The following is a 19,330-nucleotide window of genomic DNA, read 5'->3' as shown; positions in this document are numbered from 1 at the left end:
ATTGCGAGGAGCTCCTGCGACGAAGCAATCCAGACTGCCGCGACGGAAGGACTCTGGATTGCTTCGCTGCGCTCGCAACGACGGAGTCCGAGACAGCTATTGCCCCAGCCACATCGTCAGCACCACCGCGGTCATGTTGTTCAGCGCATGCAGCACGATGGTGAGCCAGAGCGAGTTGGCGCGGTGGCGCATGTAGCCGAACCAGAGGCCGATCGAGAAGACTTCGGCGAGGAAGTACAGATCGTATTGCAGATGCACCGCCGTCCACACCAGCGACGACAGGATGATCGCACCGGGCACGCGCAGGAAGCTTGCCGACCAGCCGCGGAACAGGAAGCCGCGCGCGAGCACCTCCTCCGACATCGGCGCCGCCACGCTGAAGGCGAACAGGAGCAACAGCGCCGCGCCGTTGTCGCGGCCCGATTTGAGGAGATCGGTCATGAAGCCCGGCGTGGCCTCCCGGCCCAGGGATCGCGACACCACCTCCCATCCCATCACGACCAGGATGAGCCCGGCTGTGCCAAGCAACAGCTGCCGCCAGGACGGCCAGCGCAGCGCGAGGTAGTCAACGAAAGATGCCCGCTTGATCCGGATGGCAAGCCACACCGCTGCGAGTGTCGCAGGCAGGCCCATCGTGACCGACAGCGCCAGCGCCTGCGGCTCGCGGCCGACCGACTGGACCGAGGCCATGTCGAGCGGCAGCCCGCGCATCATTATCAACAGCAGGATCGCCGCGAGCTGGCCGACGAACATGGCCACGAAGATGAGCAAGCCCCACAGCGCCGTGCCCCAGAACTGCCAGACCCGCAGCGGTGCGGCCGCCTCTGTCAGCGGCGGATGATCGGGATTGAGGGAATCCATCGGGAGGCTTTCTGTTGGCAGGCTCACGGCAGCGCCCGCTCGAGCAGCGCACGCACGTCGCCGCTCCCGAGATCGACCGCGCCGTACATGCTGGCGTGATTGGCGGCGAGACGCGTTGCTGCGAACAGTTCAGCGTTGCTCGGCGACACATCTTTGAGCGCGGCGGCCGCGGCCAGCAGAGCCAGCTTCTCGACCGCGAGCCGCGCAACGCTCTCGCCGTCGGCGCGGCGGAAGGTATTGGCGATGAATGTAACAGCATCGCCTGCCCCGCGCAGCCCTTTCGTCTCGGCTGCCAGCGATTGCAGCACCGCCATTGCAGCCTCCGGCTCGCGCGCGAGCGCGCGCAGCACGTCGAGGCACATCACGTTGCCCGAGCCTTCCCAGATCGCGTTGACCGGCGCCTCCCGATAGTGGCGCGCCAGAATGCCGTCCTCGACATAGCCGTTGCCGCCGAGGCACTCCATCGCTTCATAGAGGAATGACGGCGCGCTCTTGCAGGTCCAATATTTGATCGCGGGCGTCAGCAACCGCATATAGGCAGCCTCCGCCGCATCGTGCGCCGTGCGGTCGAAGGCGCGGCAGAGCCGCATCACCAGCGCCGTGCTCGCCTCGACATGCAGTGCCATGTCCGACAGCACGGCCTGCATCAAGGGCTGATCGGCCAGATGCTTCTGGAACACGCTGCGGTGACGGGCGTGATGCAGCGCATGCGCAAGCCCCGAGCGCATCAGGCCGCTAGAGGCAATCGCGCAATCCTGCCGCGTCAGCTGCACCATCTGGATGATGGTACGGATGCCCTTGCCTTCCTCGCCGACGCGTTCCGCATGGGCGCCGACGAACTCGACCTCGGACGACGCGTTGGAGCGATTGCCGAGCTTGTCCTTGAGCCGCTGAAACTGGATCGCGTTGACCGATCCGTCAGGCGCAAAGCGCGGCATGAAGAAACAGGTCAGCCCGCTGTCTGCCTGCGCCAGCACCAGGAACGCATCGCACATCGGCGCCGACATGAACCATTTGTGGCCGGTGATGCGATAAGCGGTGCCGTCGCGCACAGCGCGCGTCATGTTGGCGCGCACGTCGGTGCCGCCCTGCTTCTCGGTCATACCCATGCCGAGCGTCATGCCGCGCTTCTCCCACCACGGCGAAAAGCTCGGGTCGTAGCTCCTGGTCGACAGCACCGGCATCACGCGCGCGAGCAGATCCGGCTGCACCGCAAGCGCAGCGACGGAGGCGCGCGTCATCGTGATCGGGCAGAGATGGCCGGTTTCGACTTGCGAGGCCATGTAGAACTTGGCCGCGCGGACGACTTCGGCCGCACCGCCGGCAGGCTTGCCATCCGCAGTCCATGTCGAATTATGCACGCCGGCATGCGCGCTGTGCGCCATCAGCTCGTGATAGGCTGGGTGAAACTCGACCTGGTCGCGGCGATTGCCCTTGGCGTCGAAGCTGCGCAGCTTCGGCGTGTTCTCGTTCGCCGCGCGCCCGCGATCGGCCATCGCAGCCGAGCCCCAGTGCTTGCCGAACTCGGACAGCTCCCGCTCCGCCCCCGCTCCGCCGTTCGCCTTCACGGCGTCGACCAATGACTGGTCCACAGCAAATAAATTCACATCCTCGAAAGGTGGCGACTGGTTGAAAACCTCGTGGGTCGCGAAGCTGGGCTGGGTCATCTGGTTTCCTTGGCGGATTCAGTTCCGCCGCGGCTGGATCGGGAAATCATAGGCTGCCCCGCCCGCAGCAGGCAGGGAAAAATGCCACCACTCCTTTGAATAGTTCACAAAGCCTTGCTTCGCCATGGCAGCCACCAGCCGCTTGCGCCAGGCCCGCTGATCCGGTGTGATCGACGGTGCTGCGGTATGCCCTTTCATGTCAGTGCAGTCATAGCCGGTGCCCATGTCGACGCTGCCCTCCGGCAGCCGCGCCGCCACCGGCGCCGTACAATCGGCGTAGGATTTTGCGGGATCGATCCTGGCGGAATTGTCGGCGTTCAAATCGACCAAAGTGAGGTCGAGCGCAGCGCCGGTCGAGTGCTGCGAGCGGCTCGCGATATAGCCGAGGCGAAACAGCTCCGTCTTGGCGATGCGCGGATTGTAGCGCCGATCGGCCGCGGTCTCGCGGCCGTTCTGCGACCATCTCACCATGTCGAGCGAGGCGCGCGCCGGCCGGTAACAATCGAACATCTTGAGTGAGAGATTTTGCGCCGCCAGTTCCTGCTGCGCCGCCTTCAGCCGTAATCCGACCTCTCGCTTCACCACGCATTCGCCGGCGCCGTAGCCTGCGAGCGGACGGCCGACGAAGTTGTTCGCGGTGGCGTAGCGGATGTCCTGGATGATGCTGGGATCGACATCGCGCAGATAGACGAAGCCGCCGGGGAGCGTTTGGGCGTGGGCGGCTGAGACAGCGCTGATTGCCACGACCGCAGCGGCTAGTGCTTTCACGTGATATCTCCCGATCGTCATGGCCGGTTTATCCCGGCCATCCACGCTCTTTTTGCGTCAAATGCGATAGAAGACCGTGGATGCCCGGGACATCAAGCGCGAAGACGCGCTTCGCGCTTCTGCCCGGGCATGACGCGGAGGCCACACCACAGCGCCCAAACCGACAGATCAGGGGATAACTCCCGGCCTCGGCTTTGGCCCTTGCTCCCCCCGCCATCCGCGCCTATAGCTCTCGCTTTAATGACATCGAAATCGACCTTTGTCCTCGGCCACCGGCATTTGCTGGGCATCGAGGGCCTTTCCGCGGCCGACATTACCGGCCTCCTCGACCTGTCGGAAGAATATGTCGAGCTCAACCGCCAGGTTGACAAGAAGCGCACCGTCCTGCGTGGACGGACGCAGGTGAACCTCTTCTTCGAGGCCTCGACCCGGACACAGTCCTCGTTCGAGCTTGCGGGCAAGCGCCTCGGCGCCGACGTCATGAACATGTCGGTGTCCTCCTCGTCCATCAAGAAGGGCGAGACACTGGTCGACACCGCGATGACGCTCAATGCCATGCACCCCGACATCCTCGTGGTGCGCCATCACGCCTCGGGCGCGGTGGAACTGCTGGCCCGCAAGGTCGACGGTTCCGTGATCAATGCCGGCGACGGCGCGCATGAGCATCCGACCCAGGCGCTGCTCGACGCGCTCACCATCCGCCGCAACAAGGGCCGGATCGAGGGTCTCGTGGTCGCGATCTGCGGCGACGTACTGCATTCTCGCGTCGCCCGCTCCAACATCATCCTGCTCAACACCATGGGGGCCCGCGTTCGTGTCGTCGGCCCCTCCACGCTGTTGCCGCCCGGCATCGAGCGGATGGGCGTCGAGGTCGCGCGCGACATGCGCGAGGGCCTCAACGGCGCCGACATCGTCATGATGCTGCGGCTCCAGCGCGAGCGCATGAACGGCTCCTTCGTGCCCTCGACCTCCGAATATTTCCACTATTTCGGGCTCGATCAGAAGAAGCTCGGCTACGCCAAGCCCGACGCGCTCGTGATGCATCCCGGCCCGATGAACCGCGGCGTCGAGATCGACACCGCGGTGGCCGACGGCGCGCAGTCCCTGATCCGCGAACAGGTCGAGATGGGCGTGGCCGTGCGCATGGCCGTGCTCGAAGCGCTCGCCCGCAACCTGCCGAACGCGTGATGCCCATGCTGACCGACCGCCGCCCGATCCTGCTCGCCAACGCCCGCGTCGTCGATCCCTCCCGGGATTTCGACGGTCCCGGCGACGTCCTGATTGCCGACGGCATCATCCGCGAGACCCGCCGCGGCATCGGTGCGGCCGGCGTCCCCGAGGGCACCGACGTCGTCAACTGCTCCGGCAAGATCGTGGCTCCCGGCCTGATCGACATGCGCGCCTTCGTCGGCGAGCCCGGCTTCAGCCACCGCGAGACCTTTGCCTCCGCGAGCCAGGCGGCTGCGACCGGCGGCATCACCACCATCATCTGCCAGCCCGACACGTTGCCGGTGATCGATAATTCCGCGACCGTCGACTTCGTGATGCGCCGCGCCCGCGACACCGCGATCGTCAACATCCAGCCGATGGCGGCGCTGACCAAGGGCATGCGCGGCGAGGAGATGACCGAGTTCGGCCTGCTCAAGGCCGCCGGCGCAGTGGCCTTCAGCGACGGCGACCGCAGCGTCACCAATTCGCAGGTGATGCGCCGCGCACTGACCTACGCCCGCGATTTCGACGCGCTGATCGTGCACCACACCGAGGACCCCGACCTCGTCGGCGAGGGCGTGATGAACGAAGGCGAGTTCGCCTCGCGGCTCGGCCTGATGGGCATCCCGAAGGCCGCCGAGGCCGTGATGCTCGAGCGCGACATGCGCCTCGTCGCGCTCACCGGCGGCCGCTATCACGCAGCCGCGCTGTCATGCATCGAGTCACTCGAGATCCTGAAGCGCGCCCGCGAAGACGGCCTCGCCGTCAGCGCCTCGGTCTCGATCAACCATCTCGCGCTGAACGAGAACGACATCGGCCCCTATCGGTCGTTCCTGAAGCTCTCGCCGCCCCTGCGCACCGAAGACGACCGCCGCGCGCTGGTGGAGGCGACGGCCTCCGGCCTCGTCGACGTCATCATGTCCGACCACAATCCGCAGGACGTCGAGGTCAAGCGCCTGCCGTTCGCGGAAGCCGCGCCGGGCGCCATCGGCCTGGAGACCATGCTGCCGGCGGGCCTGCGGCTGGTTCATAATGACGAGCTCGACCTCAAGACGCTGATCCGGGCGATGTCGACCCGGCCGGCAGAACTGCTCGGCTTGCCCGGCGGAACCCTGCGCGTCGGCAGCCCGGCCGACGTCGTCGTGATCGACCTTGATGTTCCCTGGGTGGTCGATCCCGCCGACCTGAAATCGCCTTGCAAGAACACCCCGTTCGACGAAGCGCGCTTTACAGGGCGCGCTATCAGGACCATCGTCGGCGGACGAACCGTGTTCGAGCATGTCTGAGGTGCGGAGATACAGACATGGCGCTTGATGCATTCCTGCCGGTGGCCTTGGTCATCGGGTATCTGCTGGGCTCGATTCCGTTCGGGCTGGTGCTGACCCGGCTCGCCGGCACGCAGGACCTGCGTTCGATCGGCTCCGGCAATATCGGCGCCACCAACGTGCTGCGCACGGGCCGCAAGGGCCTGGCGGCGGCGACCCTCTTGCTCGACGCGCTCAAGGGCACCGCGGCCGTGGTGATCTCGGGCTATCTCGCCGGGCCCAACGCCGCGATGCTGGCCGGCCTCGGCGCGTTCCTCGGCCATCTCTTCCCGGTCTGGCTCAAGTTCAAAGGGGGCAAGGGCGTCGCGGTCTATATCGGCATCCTGCTGGGCCTGTTCTGGCCCGGCGCCCTCGTGTTCTGCCTGCTCTGGCTGGCGACCGCCTTCACCACCCGCTACTCCTCGCTTTCGGCGCTGGTGGCGGCTTTCATCACGCCGCTCTTCCTGTGGTGGTTCGGCCACCTCGCCCTCGCCTCGCTGTTTGCGGTGCTGACCCTGCTGCTGTTCTACATGCATCGCGAGAACATCAAGCGCCTGCAATCAGGAAAAGAAGGCCGCATCGGCGAGAAGGCCTGAAGCCGGAAAAAGTACGGATACCGCCGCGGGGTCTCCGCATTATATGCCAAATTCTGTTCGCAACTTCCGTCCGACTCCCGGGCGGGAGTGGCGAACCGGTTCCATGCCTGTCATCCTGACAGAGCAAATGGCGTTACGCGGTTGCTCAGAATGAGCGAGAAGATGGACGGCACGCATGACGACGGTGGCTCGCAGGGCACTGCGGCAAGCCGCTTGCTCTTGATGACCAACATCTGGTCGGATGCGCCCTCGCCGCCTCCCGCGCCCAAGCCTATTCCCGTTCCGCCGCGGCCTGAGCCCATCGCGCAGGCACCTGACACGCCCGTTGTTGTTGCTGCGCCGGCGCGCGCCGGGAAATGGCCGCCGCGAAAGCTGTCGCTGGCGCTCCAGGGCGGCGGCACGTTTGCCGCCTTCACCTGGGGTGTCCTCGAGCGGCTGCTGGAAGAGCCCTCCATCGAACTCGACACCATCAGCGGCGCCAGCGCCGGCGCGATCAACGCGCTGCTGCTCGCCTGCGGCCTCGCTGAGGGCGGCCGCGAAGCGGCGCGCAACCGGCTGAACCGGTTCTGGATCCGGTTGATGCACGAGGCCTCGTTCCGCTCGCTGATGCTGATCGGCGGCTTCTCGCCGGCGGGAAGCTCGGTCGCCTTCGGGCCGACGCTGCGCTCGGGCCATTTCGATCCGTTCGATCTCGATCCACTGCGCCAGGCGTTGTCGCGCGACATCAATTTTGCGGCGCTCCGCGATGCGAAATGTCCAAAGCTCCTGATAGCAGCGACGCGGATCCGCGACGGCGAGCTGCAGATTTTCGGCAATGACACCGTGACCGCCGACGTCGCTCTCGCCTCGACCTGCCCGCCGCTGGTTCACTGCGCCGTCGAGATCGACGGTGAGGCCTATTGGGACGGCGGCTATGGCGGCAATCCGCCGCTGATCAAGCTCGCGCAGGAATCGACGACCCCCGACCTGCTGCTCGTCCAGGTCACGCCCACGCGCGACAGCTACGTGCCGATCACGCTCGCCGCGATCGATCGTCGTCTGGACCAGATCGCGGCGAACGCCGCGCTCAACGCCGAGATGGCGGCGATCACATGGGCGCGATCACACGCAGCGCCAACGCTGCGGCTCACGAAGATTGCAGCAGAAGACTCGGTCGAAGGCCTCGCGCAGCGATCATCCACCGATCTCGGCCGCGGCTTCATCCGCGCGCTGCACCGAAGCGGCCGCGAAGCTGCCCAGCGCTGGCTCGGCACAACTGGCGCCGGGGCCGAAGCCGCGCTGTCCGCAGCCGAGCTCGCGCTAGCCTGATTTCGCCAGCGCATTCTCCAGAAACCACGCCCCTGCCAACGCGCCGGGATCGTTGCCGAAGCGCGCGATCACCTGCACGCCGACAGGCAGGCCACCGACCTTCATCACCGGGACGTTGACGCAAGGATTGCCCATCAGCGTCCACAACCTGTTGTAGCGGGGCGAACCGGTCGAGGCGAGCTCCTTGGCCGGCGCCGTACCGGGCGCGGAATAAGTGAGCAGCACGTCGAAACCTTCGAACAGCTCGCCAAGCTCGCGACGGCCGCGGCGAGCGATGCGGCGTGCATCGTCATATTCCCTAGGCGTCAGTCCAACGGTCTCGTCGAGGCTGGCGCGCAGCATCGGTGCGATCTCGTCGTGATGCTGGTCAAACTCCCAGGCGAGCGCGCGATGCGCCTCGAAATCCTGGATGATCGGGTGGATGCGCCAGGCCTCCTTAACCGCCGGAGGCAGATCGATCGACCGCACGCTGGCGCCGGCCTTCTCGGCGGCCTTGATCGCGACCAGCAAGCCCTCTTCCGCCGCCGGCTCGACGGGCTCGGCAAATTCCTGCCTGACAACGCCGATGCGCGGGGCCTTCGCCGGAGCGATGCCCGCGAATTCGGTGCGGCCGGTCATTCCGAGCAGTCCGCGCGCGAGATCTTCCGCGCGCGATCCGAACAGGCCGACCGTATCGAGCGCCCACGAATAACACTTCACACCGACCGTCGGCAGCATGCGGAACGACGGCTTGATCGCGGCAGCGCCGCAATAGGCGGCGGGCCGGATCACCGAGCCGCCGGTCTGGGTGCCGAGCGCCAGCGGGATCATGCCGGCGCCGACAGCTGCGGCCGACCCCGACGACGAGCCCCCGGGCGTATGGCCCAAATTGTGCGGGTTCAGCGTCGGCGTCGGATCGCGCGAGGCGAAGGCCGTCGTCGTGGTCTTGCCGATGATGGTGGCGCCTGCCCGCTTCAGCATCATCACCACTGGCGCGTCGCTACGCGGCTGCCAGCCGCGATAGATCTCCGAGCCCATCTCGGTCGGCATATTGGCGGTGTCGACGATGTCCTTGATGCCGACCGCGATCCCGCGCAGCGGACCGGACGCTTGCGCTTTCGCCGACTTGTCGTGCCGGACAAAGGCACGAACATCCCCGTCTTTGGCCTCGATCGCCGCGTGCGATTGCGCAATGGCGTCATCGGGCGAAAGCTCCTCCGCTTCAATGCGGCGCTGGAGATCGGCGAGTGAGATCATGGCAAAATCCTTCTTATTGGCATCGCTTTTAGCATTGCGACAAGGCCACGCAAGCGCACGCCGCTGTTGCCCACGCCCTCAGGTTGTTCCATGCTGCGCCCACAAGGAGACGCCGTGGACGCCATCAATCCCCGTGTGGAACTAACCGAGGCTGACAGGATCGACCGCCTGCGGCTGATCCGCTCCGACAATGTGGGACCACGCACGTTCCGTTCGCTGGTCGATCACTTTGGCAGCGCGCGCGCTGCGTTGGAGCGGCTGCCCGATCTGGCACGGCGTGGCGGTGCGTCGCGTTCGGGACGCATCTGTACCGTGGACGAGGCGGAGGCCGAGCTCGCGGCGAGCCGCGCATTCGGCATCGCCTGGCTCGCGCCCGGCGAGGACGGTTATCCGGATCGGCTGGCGACGCTCGACGATGCGCCACCGCTGCTCGCGGTGCGCGGCGACGTCGCGACCTCGATGCGGCCCATGATCGCGATCGTCGGCTCTCGCAATGCGTCGGGCGCGGGCTTGAAGTTCGCCGGCCAGCTCGCCCGAGAACTCGGCGAAGCCGGCTTCGTCATCATCTCGGGACTCGCCCGCGGCGTCGACCAGGCCGCGCATCGCACGAGCGTCGATCGCGGCACGATCGCGGTGCTCGCCGGCGGACATGATTGCATCTATCCGCCCGAGCATGGCGATCTGGTCACTGCGATCCTCGATCATCAGGGGGCGGCAATCTCCGAGATGCCGCTCGGCCACGAGCCGCGCGCCCGTGATTTCCCTCGGCGCAACCGGCTGATCTCCGGCGCTGCGCTTGGCGTGGTCGTGGTGGAGGCCGCGCACCGCTCGGGCTCGCTGATCACCGCGCGCATGGCCGCCGAACAGGGCCGTGAGGTGTTCGCCGTCCCCGGCTCGCCGCTCGATCCGCGCGCAGCCGGCACCAACGATCTGATCAAGCAGGGCGCAACGCTGGTCACCGAAGCGTCCGACATCGTCAACGCGGTTGCGCCGATCATGGAGCGGCCGCTGATGCATCCGGTAGGCGAGCCCGACGGCGAGCCGTTCGAGAGCGATCCGCAAAGCCATGATCGGGACCAGATCACCGGGCTGCTCGGCCCGACTCCGATCTCGATCGACGATCTCGTGCGAATGTCCGGCGCTTCGCCTGCGATCGTGCGCACGGTGCTGCTGGAGCTCGAGCTTGCCGGCCGGCTCGAACGCCACGGCGGCGGATTGCTGTCGCTGCTTTAGGGGCTGCTGCGCTCGTCGAAGCGCGCGCGCGCCGCCGCGATCTGCTCCTGATGGGTCTTCGCCCACTCGCCGAGTGCCATCACCGGCTGCTGCAGCCCGCGGCCGAGATCGGTCAGCTCGTAATCGACGCGTGGCGGAATGGTCGGAAAGATCGTGCGCGTGACGAGACCGTCGCGCTCCAGCCCGCGCAAGGTCAGGGTCAGCATCCGCTGCGAGATGCCGTTGATCATGCGCTTCAGCTCATTGAAGCGCTTGGGGCCGTCGCTGAGCATCATGATGACCAACACGCTCCATTTGTCGCCGACGCGCGCGAGGATCGAAGCGACGCTGCGGCAATCGGCATGATCCTGATCAGGCAGCTCGGGACGTGGCGGCAAGGCAGGCAAACGGCTGTGTGTCGGTCTCAAGGATGTGCCCATGGCTCAAAAAAGTGCGTTCTTGCGGAGAATTTGGCAGTCACTCATGTAGTGCGGGTTACAAACCTATACCATGGGTGAACTCTAATGAAACTCCTCCATATCGACTCCAGCGTGCTCGGCCCCCACTCCGTGTCCAGGCAGGTTTCCGCGGCCATCGTTGACCGGCTGCGGCAGGCAACGCCATTGCTGGACCTGATCTATCGCGACCTGACGCAAACTCCGCTCGCCCATCTCTCCGGATCGCATCTTGCAGCCGCCCAGGGTGCGCCCGCGCCGGCTGAACTCGGCCCCGACCTTGCGGCGAGCGCAGCGGTGCTGAACGAGTTCCTCGACGCCGACATCGTCGTGATCGGCGCGCCCATGTACAATTTCACGATTCCGAGCCAGCTCAAGGCCTGGATCGATCGCGTTCTGGTGGCCGGGAAAACCTTCAAATACGGCGCTGCCGGGCCCGAGGGACTCGCCGGCGGCAAGCGCGTGATCGTTGCGGTCTCGCGCGGCGGCCATTACGGCGCCGAGACGCCGTACGCTGCCGGCGAGCATCTCGAAACCTATTTGCGCTGGGTGTTCGGCTTCATGGGTATCACCGGTCTCGAATTCATCTCCGCCGATGGCATTCAGATCGGTCCGGAGCATCGCGAGAAGGCGCTCGCCGGCGCGCTTCAGGCGGCAACGAGCCTGCGTGCGGCCTGAGGCCACGACATCATCAGCCGCCAAAGACCCTGCGGCGGCTGATGGACCTGCGGATGATCCGCGAAGCTAATACCAGGCGCCCTGCACGCCCAGGATCACGGCGACAAGTGACATGAGCAGGCCGATGCCGCAGAAGATGGCAACCCCGATGAACTCGGACAGATCGGAATGCTTGGCGGAAACTGCAGAACGCTCAGTGAAAATACGCGGTGCTGAAATCGGAGAAAGAATGGGTGCGGCTGCTTTCGGCATAATGGATTCCTTTTAAAACGAGTCTTTTGCCCCCCTGCCGTAGAAAGGTCTTTGCAACGCGCCCGAAGGTTCAACGCGACGTGCAAGGTTCAGGAAATACAGCTCGCAGGCGTGGGAACCGACCAGCGCAACCCTACTTAGCGCGCCGGCCGATTCAATTTTCATATCGTTTGATCAACCGCGATAGATCGGCGCGCCGCTGGGCGAGGCCACCGCGCCGCCATCGACGAAGATCTCCTGTCCCTGAATATGCGCGGCATCGTCAGACGCGAGGAACAGCACCGTCTTCGAAATGTGATCGGGTTCACCGATACGACCGAGCGGCGTCGTCAGCGAGATCCGCTTCTCGAATGCCCTCTCCGCTTCGGGCGTTGCAACCGCGGCGCCCCAAATCGGCGTGCGGATCGCACCCGGAGCCACGACATTCACGCGGATGCCGCGCGGCGACAGTTCCGAGGCCATGATTCGCGCCATCGCCCGCACACCGGCCTTCGCTGCACCATAGGCCGAGTAGCCGGGATTGCCGAGCACCGAGATCACCGAGCCGTTGAGAATGATCGCGGCGTTGTCATTGATGTAAGGCAGCGCCGATTGCACCGTGAAGAACACGCCGGTGAGATTGGTGCTGATCACTTTCTCGAACATTTCGAGCGTCGCCGAGCCGAGCGGCGTGCCGCCGGGGATCCCGGCATTGGCGAACAGGACGTCGAGCTTGCCGAACTTTTCAGTGCCCTGCTTGATCGCAGCCTCGGTGGCGGCGATGTCGGTGGCGTCAGCGGCGAGCGCGATTGCATTCGGCCCGAGTTCCTTCGCGGCCGCCTGCAGCGTCTCCTTGTTGCGTCCGGTGATGATCACCTTCGCGCCCTCGGCCACGAACAGCTTGGCGGTTGCCAGTCCAATGCCGCTGTTGCCGCCGGTGATCAGTGCCGTCTTGCCTTGAAGTCTCATGCTCGCCTCTCTGGTTGCATAATGAAACTAGATTGCCATCTAGGCCACATGGTTTTATGATGCAACTACACATCCGCGTGACCGGTGCCGAGATCGGGCAAACGCGACGGGACCAAGACGATGGTGAAACGGACGAGCTTTGAGGGCGATGCCTGCCCGATCGCACGATCGCTTGAGGCGATCGGCGATTGGTGGTCGCTGCTGATCATCCGCGAGGCGCTGTTCGGCCTGCGCCGCTTCGGCGAGTTTCAGAGCAAGCTCGGCATGGCCAAGAACATCCTGTCGGCGCGGCTGCGCTCCATGGTCGATCACGGCATCCTGGAAACGGCCCCCGCCTCCGACGGCAGCGCCTATTCTGAATATCTGCTGACGCGGAAGGGCCGCGGCACCTTCCCGATCCTGGTCGCGCTCCGGCAATGGAGCGAGGAGTTCGACGATCATCCCGAGCAGATCGCGACGATCCTGATTGATCGCGCAAAAGGCCGCCCGGTGAAGAAGCTCGAACTGCGCGCCGAGGACGGCCGATTGCTCAGCCCCGACGACACCCTGCTCAAGCCGCGGCCCGCACCGCGACGACGGTCGGCGGGATGAACGCATGCCGCCATATCGTCAATGCGAGCGCAGCGAAGCAATCCAGATTGCGACCCGCCGACAGAGTCTGGATTGCTTTGCTGCGCTCGCATTGACGGAGGTTGGAGCGGCGCGCTCCTCTCTCTCCTCGTCACCCTGTGAGGTGCTCGCCTCTTCGGCGAGCCTCGAAGGGCGGCGGCCCGCGCCCCCTCACGACAGCTTGCGCTTGCTTCGCAGGCGTAAATGCTCGTCGGCCTCGAGCTTGGTCATCCCGAGAAGGTAATGCAACATATCGAGTTCGTGGCGCTCGGTGAGCTTGCGCAAGGCACCGACCTGCTCGGAAATGAAGGTGACGGCCTCATCGACGCCGCCCTCCCCCGGTTCCTCGTTGCGCCAGCCTTTTTGCGCACCTGATGCGGGGCGCGCCCGTCTCTTCCCTGGCTTTGCCACCTGCGCCACCTGAATCCATGCCCGGAACGAACACTACGCCCACACCCACCACAACTCCAAGGTGGTATTTCACAACTTTCCCGATATGAAACTTTTTCCATTGCGGGGGCGTTCAAGACCCCTCGATTTGACAGGACCCGCCTCACCACCCATGTTCGGGTCGAAACGGCCGACCCGAATCTTGTCGATTTCGGCCCCATGCTTCCCCGTAAGTTACTGGAACTACATGAATATCGTCATTGTGGAGTCGCCGGCGAAAGCCAAGACGATCAACAAATATTTGGGCTCGTCCTACGAGGTACTGGCCTCTTTCGGCCATGTCCGCGACCTCCCCGCAAAGAACGGTTCCGTCGATCCCGACGCCAATTTCAAGATGATCTGGGAGGTCGACCCCAAGGCGGCCGGCCGGCTCAACGATATCGCCAAATCCCTGAAGAGCGCCGACCGCCTGATTCTGGCGACCGACCCCGATCGCGAGGGCGAGGCCATCTCCTGGCACGTGCTGGAGGTGATGAAAGAGAAGCGCGCGCTGAAGGATCAGAAGATCGAGCGCGTGGTGTTCAACGCCATCACCAAGCAGGCGGTCACTGACGCGATGAAGCATCCGCGCCAGATCGACGGTGCGCTGGTCGACGCTTACATGGCGCGCCGCGCGCTGGACTATCTGGTCGGCTTCACCCTCTCCCCCGTGCTGTGGCGCAAGCTGCCGGGCGCCCGGTCGGCCGGCCGCGTGCAGTCGGTGGCGCTGCGCCTCGTCTGCGACCGCGAACTCGAGATCGAGAAGTTCGTGCCGCGCGAATATTGGTCGCTGATCGCGACCCTGCTGACGCCGCGCGGCGATGCCTTCGAGGCGCGCCTGGTCGGTGCCGACGGCAAGAAGATCCAGCGGCTCGACATCGGAACCGGTGCCGAAGCGGAAGACTTCAAGAAAGCGCTGGAGCTCGCGACCTACGCGGTGACGGCGGTCGACGCCAAGCCGGCGCGCCGCAATCCGCAGGCGCCCTTCACCACCTCGACCTTGCAGCAGGAGGCCAGCCGCAAATACGGCTTTGCGCCGGCGCACACGATGCGCATCGCCCAACGCCTTTATGAAGGCATCGACATCGGCGGCGAGACCACCGGACTGATTACTTATATGCGTACGGACGGCGTGCAGATTGCCCCGGAGGCGATCACGCAGGCACGCAAGGTGATCGGCGAGGATTACGGCAATGCCTACGTGCCGGATGCGCCGCGCCAATACCAGGCCAAGGCCAAGAACGCCCAGGAAGCGCACGAAGCGATCCGCCCGACCGACCTCTCCCGACGTCCGGACAGAATGAGCCGCAAGCTCGATGCCGACCAGGCCAAGCTGTATGAATTGATCTGGAAGCGCACCATCGCGAGCCAGATGGAATCGGCCGAGCTCGAGCGCACCACCGTCGACATCACGGCGAAGGCAGGCGGGCGCACGCTGGAGCTGCGCGCCACCGGCCAGGTCATCAAGTTCGACGGTTTCCTGACGCTCTATCAGGAAGGTCGCGACGACGAGGAGGACGAGGACTCCCGCCGCCTGCCCGCGATGAGCCAGGGCGAGGCGATCAAGCGGCAGTCGCTCGCCGTCACCCAGCATTTCACCGAACCGCCGCCGCGCTTCTCCGAGGCCTCGTTGGTCAAGCGCATGGAAGAGCTCGGCATCGGCCGGCCCTCGACCTATGCCTCGATCCTCCAGGTGCTGAAGGACCGCGGCTACGTCAAGCTGGAGAAGAAGCGTCTGCATGGCGAGGACAAGGGCCGCGTCGTGGTCGCGTTCCTGGAAAGCTTCTTCAACCGCTACGTCGAGTACGATTTTACGGCCAATCTGGAAGAGCAGCTCGACCGCATCTCCAACAACGAGATCTCCTGGCAGCAGGTTCTGAAGGATTTCTGGACCGGCTTCATCGGGGCCGTCGACGAGATCAAGGATCTGCGCGTCGCGCAGGTGCTCGACGTGCTCGACGACATGCTGGGGCAGCACATCTATCCGCCGCGTGCGGATGGCGGCGACATCAGGCAGTGCCCGAACTGCGGTACCGGCCGGCTCAACCTGAAGGCCGGCAAGTTCGGCGCCTTCGTCGGCTGCTCGAACTATCCGGAATGCCGCTACACGCGTCAGCTCGCCGCCGACGGCGAGACCACCGCCGACCGTTCGCTCGGCCAGGATCCCGAGACCGGCCGCGATGTCTGGGTCAAGGCCGGCCGCTTCGGCCCCTACATCCAGCTCGGTGAGCAGAAGGATTATGAGGAGGGCGAGAAGCCGAAGCGCGCAGGTATCCCGAAGGGCACCTCGCCCGGCGATGTCGATCTCGAGCTTGCGCTCAAGCTGTTGTCGCTGCCGCGCGAGATCGGCAAGCATCCCGAGACAGGCCAGCCCATCACGGCAGGCCTCGGCCGCTTCGGGCCGTTCGTGAAGCATGAGAAGACCTATGCCAGCCTTGAGGCCGGCGACGAAGTCTTCGACATCGGCCTCAACCGCGCCGTCACGCTGATCGCGGAAAAGGTCGCCAAGGGCCCGAGCCGCCGCTTTGGGTCTGATCCCGGCAAGGCGCTCGGCGATCACCCCTCGCTCGGCACCGTCACCGTGAAGAGCGGCCGTTACGGCGCCTATGTCACGGCGGGCGGCGTCAACGCGACCATCCCCGCCGAGTTCGAAAAGGACACGGTGACGCTGGCGCAGGCGATCGCACTGATCGACGAGCGCGCGGCCAAGGGCGGCGGCAACGCGAAAGCGAAGAAGGCGCCGAAGCCGGCCAAGGCCAAGAAGGCTGTCGCAAAGACTGCCGACGACCCCGCACCGAAGACAAAACCGGCCGCGAAGAAAGCGGCCAAGACCAAAAAAACTGAATCCACCAGCAAGGCGCGCGCAGGCGTGGCGTCGACGGCCAAGACTTCAGCAGTCAAGACGTCGCCGACCAAGGCAGGCGCTACCAGAGCTCCGGCCAAGAAGAGTGCCGGCACCAATTAGAGGTTAAGTGAAACGCAAGAATGACCGTGGCTTTCCCGACCGGCAAGCCATCGTCGCCTTCATCAAGGCACATCCAGGAAAGGTCGGAACCCGCGACATCGCGCGCGAGTTCGGCCTGAAGAACGCCGATCGCATCGAGCTCAAGCGCCTGCTGCGCGAGCTCGCCGACGACGGCACCATCAAGAGAAAGCGCCATACGGTCTCGGAGCCGGACGCACTGCCGTCGACGCTGGTCGCCGACATCATCGGCCGCGACGCTGACGGCGAGCTGATCGCCTCCCCCACCGAATGGGACGAGGTCGAGGGCGGCGAACCACCAAAAATCCTCATCGTCATGCCGCGCCGGCCGAAACCCGGCACGACGGCCGGCGTTGGCGACCGTGCGCTGCTGCGGGTCGAACCGACCAGCGAGAGCGGAGGCCCGGCCTATCGCGGCCACATCATCAAGGTCTTCGACAAGACCAGGAGCCGTATCCTCGGCGTATTCCGCAGCCTGCCCGAAGGCGGCGGCCGACTGGTCCCGGTCGACAAGAAGTCTGCCGACCGCGAGCTGAACATCGCCGCAGCCGATACCAAGGGCGCGCAGAACGGCGATCTCGTCAGCGTCGACATCGTCCGCACCCGCAGCTTTGGGCTGGCGTCCGGCCGCGTCAAGGAGAGGCTCGGTTCGGTCAAGTCCGAGAAAGCGATCAGCCTGATCGCGATCTACGCCCACGATATCCCCCTGCAATTCTCCTCTGCCGCCGAGCGCGAGGCGGAGGCCGCGGAGCCCGCGAGCCTGAAGGGCCGCGAGGACTGGCGCGACGTTCCGCTCGTCACCATCGATCCGCCTGACGCCAAGGATCACGACGACGCGGTGCATGCGCAAGCGGATCCCGATCCGAGCAACAAGGGCGGGTTCATCGTCGACGTCGCCATCGCGGATGTCAGCTTTTACGTCCGGCCCGGCACGGCGCTCGACCGCGCAGCGCTCGACCGCGGCAACTCGGTTTATTTCCCCGACCGCGTCGTGCCGATGCTGCCGGAGCGCATCTCCAACAATCTCTGCTCGCTGGTGCCGGGCGAGCCGCGCGGCGCGCTCGCCGTGCGGATGATCATTGCGCCCGACGGACGCAAGCGCTCGCACAGCTTTCACCGCATCCTGATGCGCTCGGCCGCCAAGCTGAGCTACGCACAGGCACAGGCCGCGATCGATGGACGGCCCGACGACACCACGGGTCCCCTTGTCGATCCGATCCTCAAGCCGCTTTATGCGGCTTACGCCTGCGTCAAGCGCGCGCGCGACGAGCGCGATCCGCTCAATCTCGATCTGCCCGAGCGCAAGATCCTGCTGAGGAGCGACGGCACCGTCGACCGCGTCGTCGTGCCCGACAGGCTCGATGCGCACAGGCTGATCGAGGAGTTCATGATCCTCGCCAACGTCGCGGCCGCCGAGATGCTGGAGAAGAAATCGCTCCCGCTGATCTACCGCGTGCATGACGAGCCGACGCTGGAAAAAGTCCACGCGCTCGCGGAATTCCTGCAAACGCTGGACGTCCCCTTCGCAAAGGGCGGCGCGCTGCGCCCGGCTCTGTTCAATCGCGTGCTGGCGCAGCTCGAGGGCCACGACCACTTCCCGCTGGTAAGCGAGGTGGTGCTGCGCGCCCAGGCGCAGGCGGAATACTCGTCGGAGAATTACGGGCATTTCGGCCTGAATTTGCGCCGCTACGCGCATTTCACCTCGCCGATCCGCCGCTATGCCGACCTCGTCGTGCACCGCGCGCTGGTCCGCGCGCTCGGGCTTGGCGAAGGCGCCCTGCCCGACAGCGAGACGGCGGAAACCCTCGCCGAAGTCGCCGCGCACATCTCGCTGACCGAGCGGCGCGCGATGAAGGCGGAGCGCGAGACCGTCGATCGCCTGATCGCGCATCACCTCGCCGACCGCATCGGCGCGAGCTTCGAGGGCCGCGTCTCCGGCGTCACCCGCGCCGGGCTCTTCGTCAAACTCGCTGAAACCGGCGCCGACGGATTGATCCCGATCCGGTCCCTCGGCACGGAATATTTCAACTATGACGAGGGCCGCCACGCGCTGGTCGGCACGCGCAGCCGGACCATGTACCAGCTCGGCGATGTCGTCGAGGTCCGACTGATCGAAGCGGCACCGATCGCAGGCGCGCTGCGCTTCGAGCTGCTGTCCTCGTCCAGCGAGACGAGCCCGCGCGATCGCAGGCAAGCAGGCCCGCAACGCCGCCCCTCGCTCAAGGCGCATCCCGGCCGCAGCCCGGATAGAAAACGCAAGCCGCCAAAGCCCGGCAATGCGAAGAGGGGCAAGGACAAGAACAAGGGCAGGAACAAGAACAAGGGCAAAGGCAAGAAGGGCAAGGCATGGTGACCATGAGCACGGCCCCGAAGATCTGGACACGCGAGACCGGCCTCGTCGAGAAGCGCGACGTCTGGACGGCCATGAAACGCGGTTTTCGCGGCCGCTGCCCGCGTTGCGGCCAAGGCAAGCTGTTCCGCGCCTTCCTGAAGACGGCGGACAATTGCTCGTGCTGCGGACTCGACTTCACGCCGCACCGCGCCGACGATTTGCCCGCCTATCTCGTGATCGTCATCGTCGGCCACATCACCGTGCCGACGATCCTCTGGATCGAGACCAATTACACGACGCCGGCCTGGCTGACATACGTCGCCTATCTGCCATTCACCTTGTTTGCGTCGCTTGGGCTGTTGCAGCCGGTGAAAGGAGCCGTGGTCGGCTTGCAATGGGCTCTGCGCATGCACGGGTTTGACGAGAACCCGCCGGATGGTATTCCGCCCGTGTAAGCACAAAAAGCAAGAACAGTTTGGGTGA

The 19,330-nt window shown here is 65.5% G+C and carries 18 protein-coding genes; 10 read left to right on the top strand and 8 right to left on the bottom strand.

Going from position 1 to position 19,330, the window contains the following annotated elements; translation table 11 throughout:
- Positions 1-96: 96 nt before the first annotated feature.
- Genes ACVWZ4_RS27380 through ACVWZ4_RS27370 form a run of 3 tightly spaced genes read right to left on the bottom strand, consistent with a single transcriptional unit; the run spans position 97 to position 3,317 of the window.
- Positions 97-861, bottom strand: a complete 765-nt coding sequence (locus tag ACVWZ4_RS27380) for a CPBP family intramembrane glutamic endopeptidase (protein WP_456790396.1) — start codon at positions 859-861, stop codon at positions 97-99.
- 23 nt (positions 862-884) lie between these two features.
- Positions 885-2,528, bottom strand: coding sequence for an acyl-CoA dehydrogenase family protein (locus tag ACVWZ4_RS27375; protein ID WP_456703939.1), 1,644 nt, complete (start codon positions 2,526-2,528; stop codon positions 885-887).
- 18 nt (positions 2,529-2,546) lie between these two features.
- Entirely contained in the window at positions 2,547-3,317 is a 771-nt protein-coding gene (locus ACVWZ4_RS27370) for a M15 family metallopeptidase (protein ID WP_456703940.1), read from the bottom strand.
- Between the two features lie 219 nt (positions 3,318-3,536).
- Here ACVWZ4_RS27370 and ACVWZ4_RS27365 point away from each other — a divergent pair, with 219 nt between their 5' ends.
- From ACVWZ4_RS27365 to ACVWZ4_RS27350, 4 genes are all read left to right on the top strand, one after another.
- Positions 3,537-4,484 carry an aspartate carbamoyltransferase catalytic subunit gene (locus tag ACVWZ4_RS27365; RefSeq protein ID WP_092291136.1) on the top strand — a complete coding sequence of 316 codons (948 nt, stop codon included), beginning with the start codon at positions 3,537-3,539 and terminating at the stop codon, positions 4,482-4,484.
- 5 nt (positions 4,485-4,489) lie between these two features.
- A complete protein-coding gene (locus tag ACVWZ4_RS27360; protein ID WP_456742273.1) occupies positions 4,490-5,791 on the top strand; it encodes a dihydroorotase in 1,302 nt (433 codons plus the stop codon).
- A 17-nt stretch (positions 5,792-5,808) separates the two neighbouring features.
- Positions 5,809-6,405 (top strand): glycerol-3-phosphate 1-O-acyltransferase PlsY, encoded by a 597-nt coding sequence (gene plsY, locus ACVWZ4_RS27355; RefSeq protein WP_456735365.1) that lies wholly within the window; start codon positions 5,809-5,811, stop codon positions 6,403-6,405.
- A 150-nt stretch (positions 6,406-6,555) separates the two neighbouring features.
- Complete coding sequence (locus ACVWZ4_RS27350; protein ID WP_456741560.1) at positions 6,556-7,713, top strand: patatin-like phospholipase family protein; 1,158 nt, start codon at positions 6,556-6,558, stop codon at positions 7,711-7,713.
- On the opposite strand, the gene ACVWZ4_RS27345 is transcribed toward ACVWZ4_RS27350, so the two are convergent.
- Positions 7,705-8,949 (bottom strand): amidase, encoded by a 1,245-nt coding sequence (locus tag ACVWZ4_RS27345; protein ID WP_456741559.1) that lies wholly within the window; start codon positions 8,947-8,949, stop codon positions 7,705-7,707. The genes ACVWZ4_RS27350 and ACVWZ4_RS27345 overlap by 9 nt on opposite strands.
- Before the next feature lie 90 nt (positions 8,950-9,039).
- On the opposite strand from ACVWZ4_RS27345, the gene dprA reads away from it, so the two are divergent.
- Positions 9,040-10,182: a DNA-processing protein DprA gene (gene dprA / locus ACVWZ4_RS27340; RefSeq protein WP_456703944.1), complete on the top strand. Its 1,143-nt coding sequence runs from the start codon at positions 9,040-9,042 to the stop codon at positions 10,180-10,182.
- Here dprA and ACVWZ4_RS27335 read toward each other — a convergent pair.
- Complete coding sequence (locus tag ACVWZ4_RS27335) at positions 10,179-10,601, bottom strand: winged helix-turn-helix transcriptional regulator (protein ID WP_456703945.1); 423 nt, start codon at positions 10,599-10,601, stop codon at positions 10,179-10,181. The two genes, dprA and ACVWZ4_RS27335, sit on opposite strands and share 4 nt — an antisense overlap.
- Positions 10,602-10,685: 84 nt before the next feature.
- Here ACVWZ4_RS27335 and ACVWZ4_RS27330 point away from each other — a divergent pair, with 84 nt between their 5' ends.
- Positions 10,686-11,294: an FMN-dependent NADH-azoreductase gene (locus tag ACVWZ4_RS27330; protein ID WP_456741558.1), complete on the top strand. Its 609-nt coding sequence runs from the start codon at positions 10,686-10,688 to the stop codon at positions 11,292-11,294.
- Positions 11,295-11,360: 66 nt separating this feature from the next.
- Here ACVWZ4_RS27330 and ACVWZ4_RS27325 read toward each other — a convergent pair whose 3' ends face one another.
- Complete coding sequence (locus ACVWZ4_RS27325) at positions 11,361-11,546, bottom strand: hypothetical protein (RefSeq protein WP_456741557.1); 186 nt, start codon at positions 11,544-11,546, stop codon at positions 11,361-11,363.
- Positions 11,547-11,720: 174 nt separating this feature from the next.
- A complete protein-coding gene (locus ACVWZ4_RS27320) occupies positions 11,721-12,494 on the bottom strand; it encodes a glucose 1-dehydrogenase (protein ID WP_456741556.1) in 774 nt (257 codons plus the stop codon).
- A gap of 120 nt (positions 12,495-12,614) precedes the next feature.
- Between ACVWZ4_RS27320 and ACVWZ4_RS27315 the strand changes: the two genes are divergently transcribed.
- Positions 12,615-13,085, top strand: a complete 471-nt coding sequence (locus ACVWZ4_RS27315; protein WP_456741555.1) for a winged helix-turn-helix transcriptional regulator — start codon at positions 12,615-12,617, stop codon at positions 13,083-13,085.
- 189 nt (positions 13,086-13,274) lie between these two features.
- On the opposite strand, the gene ACVWZ4_RS27310 is transcribed toward ACVWZ4_RS27315, so the two are convergent.
- A complete protein-coding gene (locus ACVWZ4_RS27310; protein WP_456735368.1) occupies positions 13,275-13,523 on the bottom strand; it encodes a hypothetical protein in 249 nt (82 codons plus the stop codon).
- A gap of 217 nt (positions 13,524-13,740) precedes the next feature.
- Here ACVWZ4_RS27310 and topA point away from each other — a divergent pair, with 217 nt between their 5' ends.
- The 3 genes from topA to ACVWZ4_RS27295 are packed head-to-tail and all read left to right on the top strand — an operon-like array spanning position 13,741 to position 19,302.
- A complete protein-coding gene (gene topA, locus ACVWZ4_RS27305; RefSeq protein WP_456735369.1) occupies positions 13,741-16,497 on the top strand; it encodes a type I DNA topoisomerase in 2,757 nt (918 codons plus the stop codon).
- A gap of 7 nt (positions 16,498-16,504) precedes the next feature.
- Positions 16,505-18,868, top strand: coding sequence for a ribonuclease R (gene rnr / locus ACVWZ4_RS27300; RefSeq protein ID WP_456741554.1), 2,364 nt, complete (start codon positions 16,505-16,507; stop codon positions 18,866-18,868).
- Positions 18,862-19,302: a DUF983 domain-containing protein gene (locus ACVWZ4_RS27295; RefSeq protein WP_456703953.1), complete on the top strand. Its 441-nt coding sequence runs from the start codon at positions 18,862-18,864 to the stop codon at positions 19,300-19,302. Before rnr ends, ACVWZ4_RS27295 begins: the two co-directional genes overlap by 7 nt.
- Positions 19,303-19,330: the final 28 nt, after the last annotated feature.

It is taken from the genome of Bradyrhizobium sp. USDA 4472, from assembly GCF_054058595.1.
Note: the sequence above shows the minus strand (reverse complement) of the source record. Positions and strands in the feature narration are given on the sequence as shown.